Origin of the sequence: Desulfitispora alkaliphila (assembly GCF_050433185.1) — a bacterium.
Taxonomy (GTDB): domain Bacteria; phylum Bacillota; class Desulfitisporia; order Desulfitisporales; family Desulfitisporaceae; genus Desulfitispora; species Desulfitispora alkaliphila.
In genome coordinates this window covers 26,523-48,428 of sequence record NZ_JBNPXS010000008.1, presented here as the reverse complement: position 1 = coordinate 48,428, position 21,906 = coordinate 26,523, and the positions used below count along the sequence as shown (strand labels likewise).

The window sequence follows — 21,906 nt, the reverse complement described above, 5'->3', positions numbered from 1 at the left end:
TTTTATGAGGTGGGGAAGCTCATGTCTAAAAAAATTGATGAGTACAAAAAACAGCTTGATTTGTTTTTGCGTGATCTAGAAAGTGATATAATAAGGCTAAGTGACAAGATACATGAAAATCCAGAATTGGGGCATCAAGAGTATTATGCTTCAAAGCTACTTGCGGATTATCTAAGTCAACAAGGCTTTGCGGTGGAGAGGAATATAGCCGGGCTGGAAACTGCCTTTTTAGCTAGGTACGCATCAGGAAGATCGCCTAGGATTGCGCTTTTAGCAGAGTATGATGCTCTACCAGAGATTGGACACGGTTGTGGACACAATTTAATTGGAGCAGCTGCTGTTGGAGCTGCAACGGCAGTAAAGATATTGTTGGATGTAACTAACATTAAGGGTCAAGTGGTTGTAATGGGTACGCCTGCAGAAGAGACTAGCGGAGGCAAGGTCACTATGGTGGAAAAGGGGTACTTCCAAGATATTGATGCAGCCATGATGTTTCATCCGGGAGATTCAACTACAGTTGAAACTAAATCATTAGCAATGGATGCCTTGGAATTTACCTTTATTGGGAAATCAGCTCATGCGGCTGTAGCTCCATACATAAGTGCTAATGCTTTAGATGCTGTTGTGAATTTTTATAACGGCGTAAACGCTATGCGACAATATCTAGAAGAGGACATGAGGGTTCACGGTGTAATTATTGACGGGGGTAATACGCCTAATGTTATACCGGATAGAGCAGTGACCAGGTGGTATATAAGAGCCGCTAATAAGCAGAAATTAAAAAGTTTAACTTCGCGCATTATAGAATGTGCTAGTGGAGCGGCTATGATGGCTGGAGCTAAAGTTAAGGTCCGGAATTACGAACTCTCATATGACGAAATGGTAACAAATAAGAGGTTAGCTGGAGCCTTCCGGCGAAATCTAAGGGAGGTTGGGAGTGATGTAGCTCCTAATCCTAGTAAAGCTAGTGGCTCAATAGATATGGGTAATGTTAGCCAGGTAGTACCGGCGATTCATCCATACCTTTCTTTTGAAATGGCTGGAGGCTGTATGGCCCACACTGAGGAATTTGCAAAAGCTTCTGGTTCGGTTTTTGGAAGCAGATTATTAATGAGAGCAGCCAAAGTAATGGCTTATACTACTATTGATTTAATGGTAGATAAAGAACTTATGAGTGGTATTAGGAGTGAATTTAAATCTAGGAGGGATTAGTGATTAGTGAATATAACTAAGTTTGTAACGCCGGAGATTATTTTCGGTGATAAATCACTTAGCCAAATAGGAGAAAGTGCTGCTAGACTAGGGGCTACTAAGTTATTTATAGTGAGTGATGAAGGAGTAATAGAGGCTGGATGGATTGATAAAGCACTCCCATTTTTAAAAGAACAGGGTTTGAGCTATGAAGTGTGGCATCAAGTAACAACAAACCCTAAAGATTATGAAGTAGAGCAGGGGCGAGATTACTACTTAGAAGTGGGTTGCGATGCTATTCTAGCTATAGGTGGAGGTAGTCCAATTGATTCGGCAAAGGCGGTGGCAGTATTAACTTCCAATGGTGGCAGAATAAAAGATTATGAAGGTGTAAATAAAATAAAAAAGCCTTTGCCTCCCATGGTCACAGTACCATCAACTGCGGGTTCGGGATCTGAGGTATCTCAATTCTCTGTAATTGTTGATACTAATAGGAAGAGTAAAATGGCTATGATTTCAAAATCCTTGGTTCCTGATATTGCCATAGTAGATCCAGTGTTACTATCAACAAAGGATAGCCAGCTAACTGCAGCCACAGGTATGGATGCGCTAACCCATGCTATAGAAGCTTATGTTTCAGTTGCCAGTACGCCCTTATCCGATATCCACGCATTGAATGCTATTAAACTTATTGCAAAAAATTTAAGAGAATCAGTTGCCAGTCGCACTAATGAAGAAGCAAAGAGAGCAATGGCGATGGCTAGCATGCAAGCGGGAATAGCTTTCTCAAACGCTATTTTAGGTTTAGTACATGCCATGGCTCACCAATTAGGAGGCGTATTAGATATGGCTCATGGTGAAGCAAATGCTATTTTGTTACCCTATGTTATGGAATATAATATGATTGCCTCTATGGACAAGTTTGCTGAAATAGCACTTGCCTTTGATCAACCTTTCCAAGGAAGATCACAACGAGACTTGGCTATGAGTGCTGTTGAAGCAGTTAAAGAATTGGCTTCAGATATAGATATACCCACCAATCTTTCCCGGGTGGGCTTAAAGAAGGATATAATTGAAGAGTTAAGCCAAGAAGCAATAAAAGATGCCTGTTTGATAACTAATCCTCGGGATGCAGGTGTGGAGGATATAAAGAAGTTGTTTTATCGAGCATTGTAAGCATTAACTGTGGAGGGAAAGCAAGATGTATGATCAAAAAAAGAACTTAATCGAAGACCTTACAGGTATAAAGTCATCCAAAAAAAATTATTATATTGAGTTAAAAAAGAAAAACTTGCAGACCCAAAAGCAAAATACTCAGCTTGAAATAATTAATAAACTTGCAAAGAGCATAAACGTTAATACTTCAATACAGGAGATGATGGAAAGTGTAGCTGAAAAGCTGAGACAAGTATTGAGTTTTGAATTTATGGAATTAAATCTATTAGAAGGTGAAGATTTAAATACAAGAGTATCCTTACCTGAAAAGGATGTAGGAGGCCTAGAGTGTACTCGGTGCAGTGTAGAGGATAGGAACTCCTTGTTTTGGAAGTCAGTTGCTGAGAAGAGAAGTTTTTTGCGAACTAAATTTTCTGTGAAAAACCATGAATACTGCGAAGAACAAGTTTTGGCTCAGTTGGGAATTAGAGCACTGATAGTGGTCCCTCTGGTGACCAAAGAAAAGGTGATTGGAGTTCTAACTATCTGTAGCGGTCATGAGGAAGGTTTTACTAAATTAGATTTGGTATTTGGTGAACAGTTAGCCGATCAACTGGCAGTTTGTATCGAAAATGCTCAGTTATACGATGAGTTGAAGAAAAAACTGGCCATAGAAGCTCAGGTAAGACAATCTGCTAAGCTGGCTGCAATTGGTGAAATGGCGGCTGGGATAGCTCATGAGTTAAACAGTCCACTTACTGCTATCTTAGGTGATGCTCAGTTACTAAAGCGAAAAGCCAAATCGGAAAACAATATAGAATTCAAGTTGGCAACGGATATTGTAAATTCAGGAATAAGGTGCAAAAAAATTATTGAAGGTTTATTGACTTTTTCAAGGCAAGATCAGCAACCCTTTACAATGGTTCATATGAATATTATTGTAGATCGGGCATTGAATCTAATTAGATACCAAGTTGATTCCAATAATGTTAGGCTGCTAGTCGAGTTAGATAAAGAGCTTCCTCGAATAGAAGGGAGCAGTCAGCAGTTAGAGCAAGTATTGATAAATTTGATATTAAATGCCAAGGATGCAGTTAGTCATAGGCAAGGTGGGGAAATAAGGCTTCGAACTGGGATGAAGCACCACGCTTCTATGGGGAAATGTGTAACTACATCAGTGACGGATAATGGCATTGGCATAAGTGAAGAATTGCTGACAGATATATTTAACCCTTTCTATACAACAAAACCTCCTGGGCAAGGAACTGGTTTAGGATTGTCTGTGACTATGGGAATTATAGAAGCTCACGGAGGTAAAATTCATGTGGAAAGTAAAGAGGGGGAGGGTAGCACATTTATAGTTTACATTCCTGTCAAAGAGGGAGGGGAAAGCTATGGCCAGGCCTAGAGTTCTAGTTGTAGATGATGAGCCGGAAGTACTAAAATTTTTTTCCTATTTACTGGAGGAGAGTAACTACAGGTTGCAGGTGGCCTCATCGGGAAATAAAGCAAAAAGCCTTTTAGATAAAAACACCTTTGATTTGGCCCTGTTAGACCTGAAGCTTCCCGACTGTAGTGGACTGGATATTTTGGAATATATCAAGCAAGGGAACAGCAATTGTGAGGTCATAATAATGACCGGTTATAGTACCATTAAGTCAGCTGTTAAGGCCATTCAATTGGGTGCTTTAGATTATGTCAATAAGCCCTTTGAAGATATTGAGCAATTAGAAAAGCTTATTGAGAAGGCTATTCAAAGAAGCCATAGGGATCGACTTTTGGAAGAGAATTATCAAGATGTGTGTAAAGAATTAGGAATAGTAGTGGGCAATAATGCTAATTTTAGGGAGTTACTGAAGCTAGCCGTGAAAATAGCAACCAAAGATCTTTCGGTGCTTATAACAGGAGAAACAGGGACAGGCAAAGATCTATTAGCGCGTTTTGTACACCAATGTAGTAGTAGGCGCAATGGTCCTTTTTTTGCATTAAATTGCGGTGCTGTTGTAGATACATTGTTAGAAAGTGAATTGTTTGGCTATGAGAAAGGAGCTTTTACCGGTGCAGATCAGCGCAGGCAAGGTTTTTTTCAGTTAGCCCATAGTGGTACTTTATTTTTAGATGAAATCGGTGAGGCTAGTCAGGCAATACAGGTAAAGCTATTGCGTATTCTTGAGTCTGGAGAATTTATTCCAGTAGGCGGTAGAGAGAAGTTATACTCAGATGTAAGAATTATCGCAGCTACAAATGTTGATTTAGAAACTGCTGTAGCCCAGGATAAGTTTAGGCAGGATCTATACTTTAGGCTTGACGTAGTGAGATTACACATTCCCCCCTTGAGAGAGCGAAAAGAGGATATACCGGACTTAGCACATCACATATTGCAAACAAAAGTCAAAAACAAGGGAATAGATGTGAAAGGTTTTGCTCTAAAAACAATGGAAAGCCTAAAGGATTATCATTGGCCTGGCAATATCCGTGAGTTAATTAATGTGGTTGAACAATCAGCAGTGGTGGCAGAAGGAAGCTTAATATTGCCAAAACACCTGCCTAAAAAAATAGTAAGGGACTATGCATATGGGGAAAGCACAAATGATAATAGTGCTATAGAGTTAGCTACTAAACCCATTACATTAGCAGAAATGGAGCGACAGTTAATAATTAGTACTTTGGAGCGCTGTAGAGGTAATATTACAAATGCAGCGAAAGATTTAGGTATAGGGAGAAATACCCTCTATAGAAAAATGAGTAAATTGAATATTAATGAAAGTTAGTATGAGTATTAATTGTTCATAATTGGAGCAGTTGGTCCGAATTTGTAGGACAACTGTTCTTTTTTTGAACAATTATTTTAGTTTATTCAAAATATTCAGTAGTGCTCTAATTTTAACTTATTAAATTCCCTTTGATATTATGGGTTTTAGCCAGTTTGACTGAAAGTTGGCATATTTATTGCTTATATATAGTTGTTGTAAGTAAAATCAAAAGGAGGAATGACAAATGACTATGGAACAAGTGTATGGTTTCTTTATGCCTAATGTTAACTTAATGGGAGCTGGAGCTGTAAAGCAGGTGGGAGAGCAGGTAAAGGGAATAGGTGGGAAGAAGGCATTAATTGTAACTGATGCAGTGTTAAATAAAATGGGTATGGCTGACGAAATAAAGGCTATTCTTGAAGAAGCAAACATAGAAGTAGTGGTATTTGATGGAGCAGAGCCTAACCCTACAGATAAAAATGTAGAAGCAGGACTAAAAGCTTTTCAAGAAAATGGCTGCGATATTATTGTTTCCCTAGGCGGGGGATCTGCCCACGATTGTGCCAAGGGAATTGGAATTGTAGCAGGTAATGGCGGCAATATCAGAGATTATGAAGGTGTTGATAAGTCTACAAAGCCCATGGCACCTCTAGTGGCAATTAATACAACTGCCGGTACTGCTAGTGAGATGACTCGCTTTTGTATTATTACAGACACAGATAGACATATCAAAATGGCAATAGTCGATTGGAGATGTACTCCAAATGTTTCCATAAATGATCCCATTCTAATGATGAAAAAGCCCTCGGCACTTACAGCGGCTACAGGCATGGATGCGTTAACTCATGCTATAGAAGCATATGTATCTACAGCGGCAACTCCGGTAACTGATTCCGCAGCACTTATGGCCATAAAGTTAATTTCAGAAAACCTCCGCAAAGCAGTAGCCAATGGAGATGACTTTGAGGCTAGGGATAAAATGGCTTACGCGCAGTTTTTGGGTGGAATGGCGTTCAACAATGCCAGTCTAGGGTATGTACACGCTATGGCACACCAGCTCGGTGGATTCTATAATTTACCTCACGGTGTTTGCAATGCAATTCTCCTTCCCCACGTGGAAAGATTTAATCTAATAAGTAATCCAGAGCGATTTGTAGAAATAGCTAAAGCCTTTGGTGAGAACGTTGAAGGTCTATCGGTGAGAGATGCGGCAGATGTAGCGTTAGAAGCTATTGTTAAGCTCTCAGAGGATATTGGCATTCCAGCAGGGCTTGCAGAGTTGGATGTGAAAGAGAAAGACTTAAAGGTAATGGCTGAAAATGCAATGAAGGACGCATGCAGCTTGACTAACCCAAGAAAAGCAACACTAGAAGATGTTATTCAAATTTTCAAAAATTCCATGTAATATATTAACGTTTTTAGAAATATCTATTGAACTGGGAAGCACAAACTCTTATAATTATAATTGGACGTACTAATTTTTTTAAGGGGGTAAGTGAATGAAGTTTGTGAGAGTGAATATGAGTATTCTAGATGTAAATATTGGTGATGTGCCACAGGCTTATCAGGCCTTTGGAGGAAGGGCAATGACTTCATCTTTTATCAATGATGAGGTTAAGGCAACAGCCCACCCATTAGGAAAGAACAACAAATTGATTTTTGCTCCAGGTTTATTATCAGGAACTAGAGCACCTAGCTCTGGTAGACTTTCTGTAGGAGGCTTGGCTCCGTTAACAAAGACTATCAAGGAGAGTAACGCAGGTGGAACAGCTGCTCAAAAGCTAGCTAAACTTGGTATTCGCGGTCTTGTAATTGAAGATATTCCAGCAGGAGATGATTTTTACGTAATAGTAGTAAATAAAGATGGCGTAAAAATCGAAGTTGCGGATAAGGAACTAATAGGCCTTGGCAACTACGAAGTTGGTGACAAGCTGAGAGCCAAATACGGCGAAAAAGTTACTATAGTTTCTATTGGTCAGGCAGGAGAGTTCAGGATGTCTGCAGCAAGTATTGCCGTGTCAGATACTGAAGGGCGTCCTGCAAGACATGCAGGTCGTGGTGGCTTAGGAGCAGTAATGGGCTCTAAGAAGATTAAGGCTATGATTATTGACGATGCAGGAACAGAAGAGCTCCCATTAGCTGACCCTGAGGCGTTTAAAACAGCTAGTAAGAAATTCTCTAAAGCAATTCTAGAACACCCAGTTTCTGGTGAGGCTTTGAGAAACTATGGGACTGCAGTACTTGTAAATATTTTGAATGAGGCAGGGGGACTTCCAACTAGAAACTTTGCTACAGGACGATATGATACAGCACAAAAAATTAGCGGAGAGACCATGACTGACTTGATTAAAGAGAGAGGTGGAAAGGTTTCTCACGCATGTCACCCAGGGTGTATTATGGGTTGCTCACAGATTTTCAACAATGCTAAAGGTGAGTACTTAACAGCTGGATTTGAGTATGAGACAATATGGGCATTCGGTTCTAACTGTGAAATTGACGATTTAGATGCAATCGCAGAGATGGACAGATACTGTGATGACATTGGTGTAGATACAATAGAGATGGGTGTTACCATGGGAGTGGCTATGGAAGCCAATATTATTCCTTTTGGTGATAAGGAAGGCGTATTGAGATTATTTGAGGACATCAAGCAGGGTACACCTTTAGGTAGGCTGTTAGGTTGTGGAACAGAGGTAGTTGGTCAAGTTTATGGAGTGACAAGAGTACCAACTGTTAAGCGACAAGGTATTCCTGCCTATGACCCGAGAGCAGTTAAAGGTGTTGGTGTTACATATGCCACAACACCTATGGGTGCAGACCATACTGCGGGATACAGTGTTACTGCAAACATCCTGAAAGTTGGAGGGGAGATTGACCCACTGAAAGCTGACAATCAAGTTAAGCTTTCTCAAGATTTACAAATTGCCACTGCTGCTGTAGATGCAACTGGATTGTGCTTGTTTGTGGCCTTTGCGGTGTTGGACAATGCATCTGCTCTAGAAGCAATAGTGGAAATGTTAAATGCTCAGTATGGTTTAAGCTTAACTGGAGATGACGTAACTGAGCTAGGAAAGGCAATCTTAACTGCAGAAAAAGCGTTCAACGATAGAGCTGGGTTCACAAAAGCTCACGACAGATTGCCAGAATTCTTCCAGGAAGAGGAGCTGCTACCTCACGGTGTGAAGTTCGATGTTTCAGAGGAAGAAATGGATACTGTTAACAGATTTTAGTTTAAATAAGCAAAAAAGAGAGGTTAGCCACGTGTCTGACCTCTCTTTTTTCCCACTTATAAAGGCAAAGAGGTGAGGAAAATGGCTGTAGAGGTTAGGCTTTTTGCAACCCTAAGGGATTATTATCCACCGGATACAGTTGATGGAGTATATAAGTATAATCCCCAGGGAGAGGAAACAGTGCGAGAGTTGGCAGAGCGCTTGGAACTTCCATTTGTACAAATTCATCTAATTATGATAAATGGAATTCAAGGGAACTTAGATCATAAGATAAAAGATGGCGACAGAATTGGATTTTTTCCGCCTGTGGGAGGAGGGTAAAACCTGATTCATGGCAGAGGAGATAAGGATAAAACAGGGAGACATTATTAAAGTTGTTGAAAAGAAACCAGATGTAAAAAAAATTTACTTAGAAGTTACCAACCGCTGTAATCTCGATTGCACTACTTGTATAAGACACTCATGGAAGAATGACCAAGGTTACATGTCTGAGCAAACCTTTGCAAATTTTTTAGAACAAATTGATGAACTTCCCCAGTTGCAGACAATTCATTTTGGAGGGTTTGGAGAGCCTATGAGTCATCCGAAAATACTGGAATTTTTGGAGGCTTTGAAGAACAAGGGTTTGCGCTTAGAAATGATATCTAATGGATATCTATTAGATGAAAAAATGTGCAAGGGGTTAGCTAGGATTGGCTTAAGCCGTTTAGTGATTTCTTTAGATGGACCTGATGAGGAAGAGTACAATAAAATTCGAGTAGGCTCTGAATTTTCACAGGTTATTCAAAACATAGAAACTCTAAATCGAGTGAAGCAGGAGCAAAAGGCTACAGGCTTGGAATTGGGGATAGAATTTGTTGCTATGAAACAAAATATCCACAAATTGCCCAAGTTGTTAAAGCTAGCTGATAAACTGCGAGCAGGATTTGTTATAGTAACAAACTTGCTTCCCTACAGTGAAGATATGGTAGGGCAAGAACTCTATGATGGGGAAGAGGATGACCTAATGATTGGCCCTGGTTCATCATACTTGTTGTTTAGAGCCAAGGTACCGGAAATGAAGCTAAGAACTACTAGAAAATGTGATTTTGTAGATGACAAAACTGTAAGTATAACTTGGGAGGGTAATGTAAGCCCTTGTTATTCAGCCATGCATCACTATAGTTGCTTTGTTTACGGGCGGAAAAAAGAGGTTAAGCCCCACCACTTTGGCAATATAGATTATGAGGCATTAAAGGATATATGGATGGGTGATGAATTTCTTAAGTTCAGAACTACAGTAAATGAGTTCCACTTTCCATCTTGTACTGACTGTAAATACTTAGATGGATGCTCTATGGTAGATGATAATCAGCTAGACTGCTGGGGAAACAGTCCCACTTGTGCAGATTGTCTGTGGTCTAGAAAATTGATTTTATGTCCTTAAGTCCAGTCTTTATGGCTGGACTCTTTTCTTGTACCCTAAAGCAATAGATGGTAAAATGTACTTTAAAAGAAGTAAAAACGAGAGGAGAAGGGAATATGAGAAGTGGCGACTTAAAAGTTCTTTTATTGATATTTGTACCAATGGCTCTAGGAATTATAGTAAGCTCTCCCTATTTTGGCTATAATTTCCCCATATTTTTGTCGGGCTTATTTTTAGCTTTTTGGTTTTGGGTTGGGATGCTTTTTGCCGATATGAGTATAGGTAAGGGAGTTAGTTACTTTCTCGGAAATAGCTTGACAGTTATCTCAGGACTTGTATATTATTGGTCATTTTTTATAGTTTCTGAAGAAGCTCGAAATATTTATCTAGCTGCTTTATCGCAATTTTATGCCATACCTACCGCGGCTATTAGTGGTCAAGTTTGGATGGTATTTAATCCAGGAGTTGTAGATAACAGATTTTTGTTAATTTCTTATGGTCTAATGTTTTTAGTTTTCACAGTTGGCTTTATTATGAAATTGAGACAAATATCAAAATAAAAATTTAAAATTTGAGGGGAAAATAAAAATAGCTCTTTAAGTGCTATTTTTTTTAATTAATTAATATTTGTTAAAATTAATTCAAGACACAATATTGTCAGTATTGATAATTTTAATATTTGTAGTACTTATCGTGTTAAGATGGACTTTGTGACAGTTCTCATGGTAAGCTTTTATTTGCAAAATAATCAGAAAAGGGGAGTAACAGAAAAATGGAGTTATTTTTATTGGCAGCAGCAGCATTTATCCCAATTGTATTCACTATTGTAATGATGACCGTATTTTCTTGGCCTGCCAAGAGAGTTATGCCAGTAGCGTGGGTTCTTGCTTGTCTTGTAGGTGCAATAGTATGGGGCATGACAACCACAAGACTAGTAGCAGCAACAGTATTTGGATTCCTTTCTGCTTTTAACATTTTAATTATTATATTTGGAGCAATTTTGATCTTAAACACTCTTAAAAAGAGTGGAGCCATGGCTACCATCAACAGAGGATTTTATGGAATTACCTCTGATAGAAGAATACAGGCTATAATTGTTGGTTGGATATTTGGTTCCTTTATCGAGGGTGCAGCAGGATTTGGTACACCAGCGGCTCTTGCGGGACCACTTTTAGTGGGATTAGGATTTCCTCCGCTAGCGGCAGTTATCTGTGCACTAATTTTTGACAGTACAGCTGTTAGTTTTGGAGCTGTGGGAACTCCTGTTGTGGGTGGTACAGCATCAGTAATGAATGCACCACAGATACTTGAAAAATTACCGGTGGATATGACTTTTGCTGAATTTATTTTTCAAGTAGGCATTTGGAGTGCAGTTCCTCACGTTATGGTGGGTACATTTATACCGTTGTTAGCAATTGGTATTTTAACTTTATTTTTTGGAGAAGAGCGTTCAATTAAACCGGCTTTAGAAGCTGCGCCCTTTGCTATTTTTAGTGGACTAGCCTTTACCATTCCATTTTTTCTTACGGCTGTTTACTTGGGGCCAGAGTTTCCATCATTAGTTGGAGCATTAATTGCATTGCCTATAATCCTATTTTCAGCTAAAAAGGGCTTCTTAGTGCCGAAGACAAAATGGGATTTCCCAGCTAGAGAAAAATGGGAAAAGACATGGGTTGGGATTGTAAAGCAGGATAAAGAAGAAGAGAGCAATATGCCATTATGGCTAGCTTGGACACCCTATATGCTTATTGCCTTAATTCTAGTGTTCACCAGAATTCCTCAGTTAGGGCTCCAGAACGTATTGACCAGCTATGTATTGGAGTGGAACAATATTTTAGGGTCTGGAATAGATTACACCTTGCAGTACTTGTATCTACCGGGAACTGTTCCCTTTACTTTAGTAGCGCTAATTACAATATTTATTCACAAAATGCCAGCAAACAAAGTGAAAGAAGCTTGGGTAGGCACATTTAGACAGCTAGTTCCAGCTACCATCGCATTAGTTTTTGCTGTTGCTATGGTTCAGGTAATGGTTCAATCTAATGTAAATATGAACAATATGGACGGTATGATGTTAACCATGTCCACGGCAACTGCAGGATTAGCAGGTGACACATGGCCGCTATTTGCACCTTTTGTAGGAGTACTTGGTGCCTTTATGTCTGGTTCTAATACAGTTTCAAATATATTATTCTCACAATTTCAATTTGGTGTGGCCGAGCAGTTAGATATATCTAAGATCATTATTTTAGGTGTACACAATGTAGGTGGTGCTATTGGAAACATGATAGCAGTACACAACGTAGTTGCTGCAAGCGCCACAGTGGGGTTAGTTGGCGTAGAAGGAACAATCATTAAAAAGAACTTTATTCCAGCTACTATATATGCTGTGGCTGTGGGTATATTTACCTTTTTTGCAGTAAATATTTATTCTGGAGTAATATTCTAAGTTGTGAAAATATCAAATAAAGAAAACAGATGATCCAAAGCTGGATTATCTGTTTTCTTTATTATTTATTATTCTTTTGTTATGTTTTCCATCTCACATGGATATCCTTCGCCGCCAGGTGTTAGCTTATTTCTGTAATCAGATATATAAGGAACCTCTTCTCTTGCCCAGTAAAGGGCCTCTTTATCAATTGCTCTGACTAGCAGCTCCTCCTTTTTGTCAGACGCCTCTGCCAAAATATCACCCAATGGACTTACCAATTTGCTTTTACCACAGCTGTTGTTGCCCACTGTATTAACTCCTAGCACGTAAACAGTATTATCTAATGCTCTAGCGGGAAGCTGAATATCCCAGCGGTGAGATGCAGCCATACTCCATACAGATGGACATACGATTAATTCAGCACCACCTAGAGTTAACAATCTCGAGGTTTCGGGAAATTCCATTTCATAGCAGATTAGCACTCCAATCTTACCGATCTTAGTGTCAAATACTGGGTAGTTGAGCTTACCTTCAGTGAATATATGTTGCTCTCGCCCCCAGAGCATACTCTTGTGAACAATACCCTGTAGTTCTCCTCTGTTGCTTATAATTGCTGCAGATACGTACAGATTGTCATCGTAGCCTTGTTCAACAAAAGGACAAACTATTGAAGCGTTGGCGCTCAATGCTGCCTCTTGAATTGAAGTGATGGTTTGACCATCTGGGGTTTCAGCTAAATGGGTAAATGCTTCTTTGGATAAATAATAGCCTGTAGTCCAAAGTTCAGGGAAGACGATTAAATCTGCCTCTTGGTAACTAGCTTGGTCAATGAGCTGAAGACCTCGCTTTAAGTTGCTTTCTATGTCGTTCATGATGGGAGTCATTTGAATAGCTGCTACTTGTAGCATATTATCTCCTCCTTTTAAATTACTTATATATATAGAGTATGACATTTTAGACAAACTTTAAAGGGGTAAACTGAAATAAAAACAAACTAAGTGTTGAATTAATATACAAACATGTGTATAATTATAAACAACATTTAAGTAGGGGGCATTAAATTATGATCAAGGTAGGAGTTGTTGGGGCTACTGGGTACACTGGAATAGAACTGATAAGAATTCTGTTACACCACTCTAATGTAGAGTTGGTGGCAGCTACATCTAGAAGTTACAGTGGTCAGAGGTTGGATCGGGTATTTCCAAGCTTATCTGGGCAAACTGATTTAGTTTGTGAACCACAAAATATAGAGGAAGTTGCTGAAAAAGCAGATGTGGTTTTTATATGCTTGCCCCATGGCCTTTCCGCAAATGTAGTTGAAGCAGTTATTTCCAAAGGAAAGTGGGCAATTGACCTTGGTGCTGATTTTAGATTAGGATCCGGGGAAATTTACAGAGAGTGGTATCAAAGTGAGCCACCTGTAAGTAATTTGCTAAAGCAGGCTGTATATGGCTTGCCAGAGTTGTATAGGGATAAAATAAAAACTGCAAAACTGATTGCCAATCCAGGGTGTTATCCTACTAGTGCTATTTTAGCTTTGGCACCAGTTGTGGAACACAATTTGATTAAAATGGATGGGCTTGTGATTGATGCCAAGTCTGGTGTATCGGGAGCTGGACGCAGCCTGAGTTTGGGAAGTCAATTTGCTGAGGTGAACGAAAGCTTTAAAGCATATAAAATAGCAAGTCATCGGCATACACCAGAAATAGAGCAGGAGTTATCAGGTCTTGCAAACAGCGAAATAAAAGTAGTGTTCACACCTCACTTAGTTCCTATGAATAGGGGAATCCTGGCTACTACATATGCTGTGTTAAACGAGAGTAGTAATATCGAGCAAATAGGCGAGGTTTTTAAGGAGTATTACAAAGAAGAAAAGTTCGTTCAAGTATTACCTGAGGGAATTAACCCTCAGACAAATTGGGTCAGTGGTACTAATAATTGCCAAATAAGTATAACTGTTGACCAGCGCACTAATAGATTAATAGTAGTGTCTGCCATTGATAATCTGATTAAAGGTGCGGCAGGGCAAGCAGTTCAAAATATGAACATTATGATGGGGTTACCAGAGGATCAAGGTTTAAATATGATTAGCAGATATTTATAGCATATAAAAGGGGGATTTAGATTCACATGAATACATCATTTAAGAAAATTCAAGGGGGAGTAACTGCACCTAATGGCTTTACTGCCACAGGTGTACACTGCGGAATAAAAAAAGAAAAACTAGACTTCGCTATAGTTTACTCTCAAGAACAAGCAGTAGCAGCAGGTGTTTACACAACTAATGCAGTACAAGCTGCCCCGATTTTGGTTACGAAAAAGAATATGAAAGAAAATAAAATGGCTCGGGCCTTTGTTATAAACGCAGGGAATGCCAATGCATGTACAGGTGAGAAGGGGTATCAGGATGCGGAGAAGATGGTTGCTTTGGCGGCAGAGAAGCTAGGTTGCGCCAAAGATGAGATAATTGTGTCATCAACTGGTGTTATTGGGGTATCTCTCCCTATGGATGCGGTAGAGCAGGGGATAGAGCAAGCTTCTGTAAACTTGTCGAAAGAGGGTAGTTGTAAGGCTGCTGAAGCTATAATGACCACAGACACTTACTCAAAAGAAATAGCTATAGAGTTTGAGTTGGGAGGGAAGCTTGTAAAGATTGGAGCCATGAGCAAGGGATCTGGTATGATCCATCCCAATATGGCCACAATGTTAGGGTTTATAACAACCGATGCAGATATAGATGCCTTTGCATTAGAGGAAGCTATTAAAGACGCTACAGGTAATTCCTTTAATATGATAACAGTAGATGGGGATACCAGTACTAATGATATGGTAGCCATAATGGCTAACGGAACTGCTAATAATGAAAAAGTAACGTTAGACTCACTTGAATACGCAAAATTCTATGAGGCTCTTGAGTACATTTGTGTAGAGATGGCTAAGCAGATTGCCCGAGATGGTGAGGGTGCCACAAAGCTACTGGAAGTAGAAGTGAAAAACGCTAAAACTAAAGAGGACGCTAAAAAAGCAGCTATGGCAGTGGTGAAATCTAGTTTAGTTAAAACAGCTATATTTGGAGAAGATGCCAATTGGGGACGGATTATATGTGCTGTAGGCTACTCGGGAGCTAAGTTTAATCCGGAAAAGGTAGATATCAGCATTGGAGATGAACCGATGGCCATAGATGGAACGGGATTAGCATTTGATGAAGATAGAGCAAAAGAGATATTAAAGGAAGACCATATCAAAGTCTTTGTGAATTTTAAGGATGGAGACCAAAAAGCTACTGCTTGGGGATGCGATTTATCCTATGACTATGTAAAAATAAACGGAAGTTATCGTACTTAATGGAGGGGATTGCCATGATTTCACCGCTACAGAAAGCTGGTATTTTAATTGAAGCTTTGCCCTATATTGAAAAATTTCAGGGCAAAACAGTAGTGATAAAATACGGTGGCAGTGCAATGACTGACTGTGAATTAAAGAGGGCAGTGATGCAAGATGTAATCTTGATGAAATTTGTAGGGATGAATCCAGTGTTAGTTCATGGAGGGGGCCCTGATATTTCAGATATGATGAAGCGTTTAAATAAAAACCCTGAATTCGTCAACGGTTTAAGAGTAACTGATAAAGAAACTATGGAAATAGTGGAAATGGTCTTAGTTGGTAAAGTAAACAAAGAAATAGTTTCCCTTTTGAACCAAAATGGGGGGAAATCCATGGGTATCTGTGGTAAGGATGGAGCCACTATCAAGGCTAGAAAGAAGGATGGGGACTTGGGTTTTGTAGGAGAAGTGGAAAAGATAGATCCTCAGCTTATAGATACAGTTATTAGGGAAGGATATATTCCGGTAATAGCACCAATAGGTGTAGGTGCTGATGGCGAAAGCTATAATATTAACGCAGATTACGTAGCTGGTGCATTGGCTCAAGCTTTAGGAGCAGATAAATTAGTATTGTTAACAGATGTAGAGGGAATTTTTTTGGATTACAATGATAAAAGCACATTAATTTCTTCTTTAGAGGTGGGCAAGGTAGGAGAATACATTCGAAAGGAAATTATTTCTGGGGGAATGATCCCTAAGGTTCAGTGTTGTGTAGAGGCCTTGGGTAAAGGAGTCAATAAAACCCACATAATTGACGGACGCATACCTCATTCCATTCTGCTTGAGATATTTACGGACGAGGGGATTGGCACAATGGTTGTGCCTTAAGAAAGGAGAATAAACTATGAGTGCAAATAGCCAACAGATTATGGATAAAGGGAAAAAGTACGTTATGAACACATATGGGAGACTACCCATGGCTATAGTTAAGGGCCAAGGATCTATACTGTGGGATGCAGAGGGGAATCAGTACCTTGATTTTGTAGGGGGGCTTGCAGTCACCTCTTTAGGACACTGCCCAGAACAAGTAACTGCTGCTATAAAAGAGCAGAGTGAAAAATTACTGCATTGTTCAAATCTATATTGGATCGAGCCCCAAGTAGACTTAGCGCAACTTCTAGTGGAAAACTCCTGTATGAATAAAGTGTTTTTTGCTAACAGTGGAGCTGAAGCCAATGAAGGTGCAATAAAATTGGCTAGAAAATATGCAAAGGAGCACTTTGACCCTGAGAAGTATGAAATTATTACCTTAGATAAATCTTTTCACGGTAGGACATTAGCAACTTTAACTGCCACAGGGCAAGAGAAGTTTCATCAGGGGTTTGAACCGTTGCCAGTGGGATTTAAGTATGCGCCTTTAAACGACTTACAAGCATTAGAGAGCCTAATATCAGATAAAACTTGTGCAGTGATGCTAGAACCCATCCAAGGAGAAGGGGGCGTAAATGTTGCTACAAAAGAATATCTAACAGGCGTAAAAAAACTTTGCCAGCAGCATGATGCCCTATTAATTTTTGATGAAGTACAAGTAGGTTTGGGGCGAACAGGTACAATGTTTGCCTATGAGCACTTTGATGTTGAACCTGATATTATGACACTTGCAAAGGCTTTAGCTGGTGGTGTCCCTATGTCGGCACTTCTGGCCAAGGACCCAGTGGCAGCAGCTTTTAAGCCAGGAGACCATGCCACAACCTTTGGGGGCAATCCTTTGGCTGCAGCAGCTGGGATAGCTGCCGTAAATGCCCTTTTAGAGGATGGAGTTTTGGAAAATGGGGCAAAAGTAGGGGAGTATATGGAGGCAAAACTAAAGCAGTTGGCGGCAGACTTTTCAATAATTGAAGAGGTGCGTGGAAAAGGCATGATTTGGGGAATCCAGTTAAGCTGTTCAGGGCAGGAGATAGTTACTGCTTGTCAAGAAAAAGGACTATTAATAAACTGTGCCGCAGGTAACGTACTTAGGTTACTGCCCGCATTAAATATCTCCAAGAGTGTTGTGGATGAAGCAGTTAACATAATGTATCAAGTTTTACTAGAAAAATTCAACTAGGGGGGGATTTGACTTGAAAGCAGTATTAGTCTTAGAAAACGGCAAGGTATTTACAGGAGAGGCCATGGGCTATGCTGGGGAGACTGCGGGAGAAGTAGTATTTAACACTGGAATGTCTGGATACCAAGAAGTAATAACTGATCCCTCCTATACCGGTCAAATAGTGGTTATGACCTATCCCTTAATAGGAAATTACGGTGTTAATGATGAGGATGTGGAGTCTGCCAAGCCTCAGATTGGGGGAATGGTAGTTAAGCATCACAGCAGTGATCCCAGTAATTGGCGAAGTCAAGATACATTGAATAATTATCTGACAAGACACAAAATTGTAGGCATTGCAGGAGTAGATACTAGAGCGTTAACTCTGGCTATTAGAAGCAGTGGTACTATGGGGGGAGTCATAACCTGTGGGGATGAGCCCTTAGAAGTTCTTGTTGAAAAAGCCAAAAAGGCAATTCTAGGTGGGCCCGAAATAGTAGCCAGTGTTACTACACCAAAGTCCTATCAGATAGCAGGAGATGGACCCAAGGTGGTAGTTTTAGACTTAGGGGTTAAACAGAATATAATTCGCCAGCTAAAGGCCTCTGGATTTGATTTGGTAATCATGCCCAGCCATACATCTGCGGAGGAAATAATGCTAGAAAAACCCGATGGATTATTTTTATCCAATGGCCCGGGAGACCCCAAGGATGTACCTGATGCTATTAAAACTGTAAAGGAACTTATGGGCAAAGTGCCCATGTTTGGTATCTGTCTAGGGCATCAGATTATGGGACTGGCATTGGGGGCTAATACTTATAAATTAAAGTTTGGTCACAGGGGTTCAAATCATCCAGTCCAGGACTTGCGTACAGGTAAGGTTTGCATAACCTCTCAAAACCACGGTTATGCAGTAGACTGGAGCAGTATCCAGGGAACAGAGGTTGTGGTTACACACAAGAACTTAAATGACGATACAGTTGAGGGAATAGTCCACCGGGGTTATAAAGCTTTTTCTGTACAATATCATCCTGAAGCATATCCAGGACCGGAGGATTCTAGATATCTCTTTGATGAGTTCCTTGATTTGATGAAATAGTTATTAAAGTTTAGGGGGATAAGAGATGCCGAAAAAAGAACACTTAAAGAAAGTGCTGGTTATAGGTTCGGGACCAATTGTTATAGGTCAAGCTGCTGAGTTTGACTACGCAGGTACTCAGGCGTGTAAAGCCCTGAGAGAGGAAGGCGTCAAAGTTGTTCTTGTAAACAGCAACCCTGCTACTATAATGACTGATGCAGATGTGGCAGATGCGGTATACATTGAGCCGTTAAACGTGAAAACTCTAGAACGTGTAATTGCCAAGGAGCACCCGGACGGAATTCTAGCTAGTTTAGGTGGGCAAACAGGCCTTAACCTAGCCATAAAGCTAGTAGAAGAAGGTGTTTTAGAAAAATACAATGTAGAACTCTTAGGTACTTCTGTGGACGCAATCAAGAAGGCTGAAGATAGAGAGTTGTTTCGTCAAACTATGCTGGACCTAGGAGAGCCCATACCAGAATCAGCAATTATTAGTGATGTAGAAAGCGCCCTCCAATTTGCCCGAAAGACTGGGTATCCCCTTATTATTCGACCAGCTTATACCCTAGGGGGAACAGGTGGGGGAATTGCAACTGACGAGGCTAGCCTCAGAGAGGTAGTAGGTAAAGGAATTAAGGCAAGTATTATTGGTCAAGTATTACTGGAGCAAAGTGTGGCAGGTTGGAAGGAAGTAGAATATGAGGTTATGCGGGATTCAGCGGATACTTGTATAACAATATGTAATATGGAAAACTTTGATCCGGTTGGAATCCACACAGGGGACAGCATAGTGGTGGCTCCCACTCAAACCTTAAGTGATAAGGAATGCCAAATGCTCAGAAATGCTTCCTTGCGCATTATTAGAGAGCTTAAGGTTGAGGGAGGCTGTAATATTCAGTTTGCCTTAAATCCAAAGAGCATGGAGTATATAGTAATTGAAGTTAATCCTCGAGTTAGCAGATCTAGTGCGTTGGCGTCAAAGGCTACAGGATACCCTATAGCTAAGATGGCAGGAAAGATAGCCATTGGGTTGACGCTAAGTGAAATAAAAAATCCTATAACTGAGAAAACAAGTGCTGCAGCTGAGCCCACAATAGATTATATCGTTGTCAAAGCTCCACGCTGGCCTTTTGATAAATTTGCAACTGCAGATAGATTCTTGGGAACTCAAATGAAGGCTACTGGAGAAGTGATGGCTATTGATCGGAGTTTTGAGGGTGGTTTGATGAAAGCTATCCGATCATTAGAAATTGGAGCTTATGGCTTGAAAACCTTTGATTCAACTCATTGGACAGAGATGGAATTGGAGTATAAACTTGAATTTGCTGATGATGAGAGAATATTTTGCATTGCAGAGGCCTTTAGGCGCCAGTGGACTGTGCAAGAGATTGCCCAGTTGACGAAGATTGATCGATGGTTCTTGATGAAAATTCAGAACTTAGTCCAGATGGAAGTAGAATTAGCTAGGGAGGAAATGAGCAGAGAATTGCTAAAGAGAGCCAAGGAGTTAGGCTTCTCTGACAAGCAAATAGCTAATATTAAAGGGGTTAAAGCCAGGGATGTGAGAAACTGGAGATTAGAAATGGGTGTTACCCCTGTATATAAAGTAGTAGATACATGTGCAGGTGAATTTGAAGCAGTCACTCCTTATTATTATTCTTGCTATGACCAAAGTACAGAAAGCCTTATCTCGCATAACAGAAAAGTATTAGTACTTGGTTCTGGCCCGATTAGAATAGGGCAGGGAATAGAATTTGACTACTGCTCTGTTCATAGTGCGTGGGCCTTGAAGAGTGCGGGGGTTGAATCAATTGTGGTCAATAACAATCCGGAAACTGTGAGTACTGACTTTGACACTTCAGATAAATTATACTTTGAGCCACTAGTATTAGAAGATGTTCTCAATATTGTGGATGTGGAGAAACCCATGGGAGTGATAATTCAGTTTGGTGGTCAGACTGCCATTAACTTGGCAGCAGGCTTGCGCGAGTATGGAGTGCCAATCCTGGGTACTAGTGTAGACAGCATAGATCGGGCAGAGGACAGAAAAAGGTTTGAAAAGATGCTAGGGGAACTAGGAATACCTCAATCTGAGGGGAGAACTGCTACAAAGACAGAGGAAGCCATTGCAATTGCAGAAGAATTAGGTTACCCAGTCCTAGTACGACCCTCTTATGTAATTGGTGGGAGAGCCATGGAGGTGGTCTCTGATAAAGGTGATATGGAGAATTATATCTCAAATGCAGTAAAGGTATCTCCTAAACACCCTGTGTTGATAGATAAGTATATCCGAGGTAAAGAGGTTGAAGTGGATGCTATTTCTGATGGGGATAAAATCCTTATCCCGGGAATTATGGAGCACATAGAAAGAGCAGGTGTCCACTCTGGAGACAGTATGGCGGTTTATCCGCCTCAAGGTTTAACTATGGATGAACAAGAACTAATAGTGGACTATACCAAGAAGATAGCATTGGCTTTGGAAGTGCGTGGGATTCTCAATATTCAGTTTGTAGTTGAAAAAGGAAGCGTTTATATAATTGAAGTCAACCCAAGAGCTTCTAGAACGGTGCCGATTATAAGCAAAGTTACCGGAATTCCTATGGTGAAGGTGGCAACTAATATTTTGCTAGGAGCCACATTAAAAGATCAGGGTTATTCGGAAGGGCTATACCCAGAAATACCGTTTATTGCAGTTAAGGCACCTGTATTTTCTTTTGAGAAGTTAGGACAGGTGGACATATCCTTGGGTCCTGAGATGAAATCAACGGGAGAAGTGATGGGGTTAGATATAAGCTTTGGCAATGCGCTACTTAAAGCCATGGTGGCAGGAGGAACTGAAATAGCAACTAGTGGGAAGATACTAGTTTCCATGGCTGATAAGGATAAAGAAGAAGTGGTGCCCTTAATAAATGAATTTGTCCAGATGGGCTTTACAATAATGGCCACACCTGAAACAGCTAATTATATGAAAGCTCGCGGTGTGGAGGTAAGTAAAACAGTAGGGGACGATAAGGGGATAGAGGAGATAATTCAACTTATCAAAGAGGGAGAAGTAAATCTAGTTCTCAATACCCCGACTAAAGGCAAACTCCCTGAACGAATGGGCTTTAAGCTACGAAGAGCAGCAGCCGATTACAATGTACCCTGTTTGACTTCTCTTGATACTGCAAAAGCACTGCTCAAGGTATTAAAGGGGGAAGAGCGGGAAACTCAGTGCAATTCATTACAATATTATTTAACTAAATAGTAGGGTT

General features: G+C 40.2%; 17 protein-coding genes. 16 read left to right on the top strand and 1 reads right to left on the bottom strand.

The genetic code is table 11. The features are described from left to right. The first annotated feature begins 21 nt into the window (after positions 1 to 21). The 10 genes from GGQ84_RS04665 to GGQ84_RS04620 all read left to right on the top strand — a co-directional run bounded on the left by GGQ84_RS04665 (position 22) and on the right by GGQ84_RS04620 (position 12,183). The gene (locus GGQ84_RS04665; RefSeq protein WP_429159825.1) at positions 22 to 1,212 is read left to right on the top strand and encodes a M20 family metallopeptidase; all 1,191 of its coding nucleotides are present in this window, start codon (positions 22 to 24) and stop codon (positions 1,210 to 1,212) included. Positions 1,213 to 1,218: 6 nt separating this feature from the next. Beyond that, the gene (locus GGQ84_RS04660; protein WP_429159823.1) at positions 1,219 to 2,367 is read left to right on the top strand and encodes an iron-containing alcohol dehydrogenase; all 1,149 of its coding nucleotides are present in this window, start codon (positions 1,219 to 1,221) and stop codon (positions 2,365 to 2,367) included. A gap of 25 nt (positions 2,368 to 2,392) precedes the next feature. Then, a complete protein-coding gene (locus GGQ84_RS04655; RefSeq protein WP_429159820.1) occupies positions 2,393 to 3,754 on the top strand; it encodes an ATP-binding protein in 1,362 nt (453 codons plus the stop codon). Further along, entirely contained in the window at positions 3,741 to 5,117 is a 1,377-nt protein-coding gene (locus GGQ84_RS04650) for a sigma-54-dependent transcriptional regulator (protein ID WP_429159817.1), read from the top strand. The genes GGQ84_RS04655 and GGQ84_RS04650 overlap by 14 nt, the downstream gene beginning before the upstream one ends. Before the next feature lie 226 nt (positions 5,118 to 5,343). Beyond that, a complete protein-coding gene (locus GGQ84_RS04645; protein WP_429159814.1) occupies positions 5,344 to 6,504 on the top strand; it encodes an iron-containing alcohol dehydrogenase in 1,161 nt (386 codons plus the stop codon). A gap of 94 nt (positions 6,505 to 6,598) precedes the next feature. Beyond that, positions 6,599 to 8,329, top strand: coding sequence for an aldehyde ferredoxin oxidoreductase family protein (locus GGQ84_RS04640; RefSeq protein ID WP_429159811.1), 1,731 nt, complete (start codon positions 6,599 to 6,601; stop codon positions 8,327 to 8,329). An 81-nt stretch (positions 8,330 to 8,410) separates the two neighbouring features. Beyond that, positions 8,411 to 8,650, top strand: a complete 240-nt coding sequence (locus tag GGQ84_RS04635; RefSeq protein WP_429159806.1) for a MoaD/ThiS family protein — start codon at positions 8,411 to 8,413, stop codon at positions 8,648 to 8,650. A gap of 10 nt (positions 8,651 to 8,660) precedes the next feature. Continuing rightward, a complete protein-coding gene (locus GGQ84_RS04630; RefSeq protein WP_429159804.1) occupies positions 8,661 to 9,755 on the top strand; it encodes a tungsten cofactor oxidoreductase radical SAM maturase in 1,095 nt (364 codons plus the stop codon). Between the two features lie 95 nt (positions 9,756 to 9,850). After that, on the top strand, positions 9,851 to 10,294 hold the full coding sequence (locus GGQ84_RS04625; RefSeq protein WP_429159802.1) for a hypothetical protein: 444 nt from the start codon (positions 9,851 to 9,853) through the stop codon (positions 10,292 to 10,294). A 212-nt stretch (positions 10,295 to 10,506) separates the two neighbouring features. After that, entirely contained in the window at positions 10,507 to 12,183 is a 1,677-nt protein-coding gene (locus GGQ84_RS04620; RefSeq protein WP_429159799.1) for an L-lactate permease, read from the top strand. A gap of 68 nt (positions 12,184 to 12,251) precedes the next feature. Here the strand turns inward: GGQ84_RS04620 and GGQ84_RS04615 are convergent, their stop codons facing one another. Next, positions 12,252 to 13,073 carry a nitrilase-related carbon-nitrogen hydrolase gene (locus GGQ84_RS04615; RefSeq protein ID WP_429159796.1) on the bottom strand — a complete coding sequence of 274 codons (822 nt, stop codon included), beginning with the start codon at positions 13,071 to 13,073 and terminating at the stop codon, positions 12,252 to 12,254. Positions 13,074 to 13,228: 155 nt separating this feature from the next. Between GGQ84_RS04615 and argC the strand changes: the two genes are divergently transcribed. From argC to carB, 6 genes are read left to right on the top strand one after another with little or no spacing between them, the layout of a single operon-like run. Continuing rightward, the gene (gene argC / locus GGQ84_RS04610) at positions 13,229 to 14,269 is read left to right on the top strand and encodes an N-acetyl-gamma-glutamyl-phosphate reductase (protein WP_429159793.1); all 1,041 of its coding nucleotides are present in this window, start codon (positions 13,229 to 13,231) and stop codon (positions 14,267 to 14,269) included. 26 nt (positions 14,270 to 14,295) lie between these two features. Beyond that, positions 14,296 to 15,510: a bifunctional ornithine acetyltransferase/N-acetylglutamate synthase gene (argJ, locus tag GGQ84_RS04605; protein ID WP_429159790.1), complete on the top strand. Its 1,215-nt coding sequence runs from the start codon at positions 14,296 to 14,298 to the stop codon at positions 15,508 to 15,510. A gap of 14 nt (positions 15,511 to 15,524) precedes the next feature. Further along, positions 15,525 to 16,376 carry an acetylglutamate kinase gene (argB, locus tag GGQ84_RS04600; RefSeq protein ID WP_429159788.1) on the top strand — a complete coding sequence of 284 codons (852 nt, stop codon included), beginning with the start codon at positions 15,525 to 15,527 and terminating at the stop codon, positions 16,374 to 16,376. Between the two features lie 16 nt (positions 16,377 to 16,392). Next, positions 16,393 to 17,595, top strand: a complete 1,203-nt coding sequence (locus GGQ84_RS04595) for an aspartate aminotransferase family protein (RefSeq protein ID WP_429159785.1) — start codon at positions 16,393 to 16,395, stop codon at positions 17,593 to 17,595. A gap of 13 nt (positions 17,596 to 17,608) precedes the next feature. Further along, positions 17,609 to 18,673, top strand: coding sequence for a glutamine-hydrolyzing carbamoyl-phosphate synthase small subunit (carA, locus tag GGQ84_RS04590; protein ID WP_429159783.1), 1,065 nt, complete (start codon positions 17,609 to 17,611; stop codon positions 18,671 to 18,673). 25 nt (positions 18,674 to 18,698) lie between these two features. Continuing rightward, positions 18,699 to 21,899 (top strand): carbamoyl-phosphate synthase large subunit, encoded by a 3,201-nt coding sequence (gene carB / locus GGQ84_RS04585; protein ID WP_429159781.1) that lies wholly within the window; start codon positions 18,699 to 18,701, stop codon positions 21,897 to 21,899. The last annotated feature ends 7 nt before the right edge of the window (positions 21,900 to 21,906 follow it).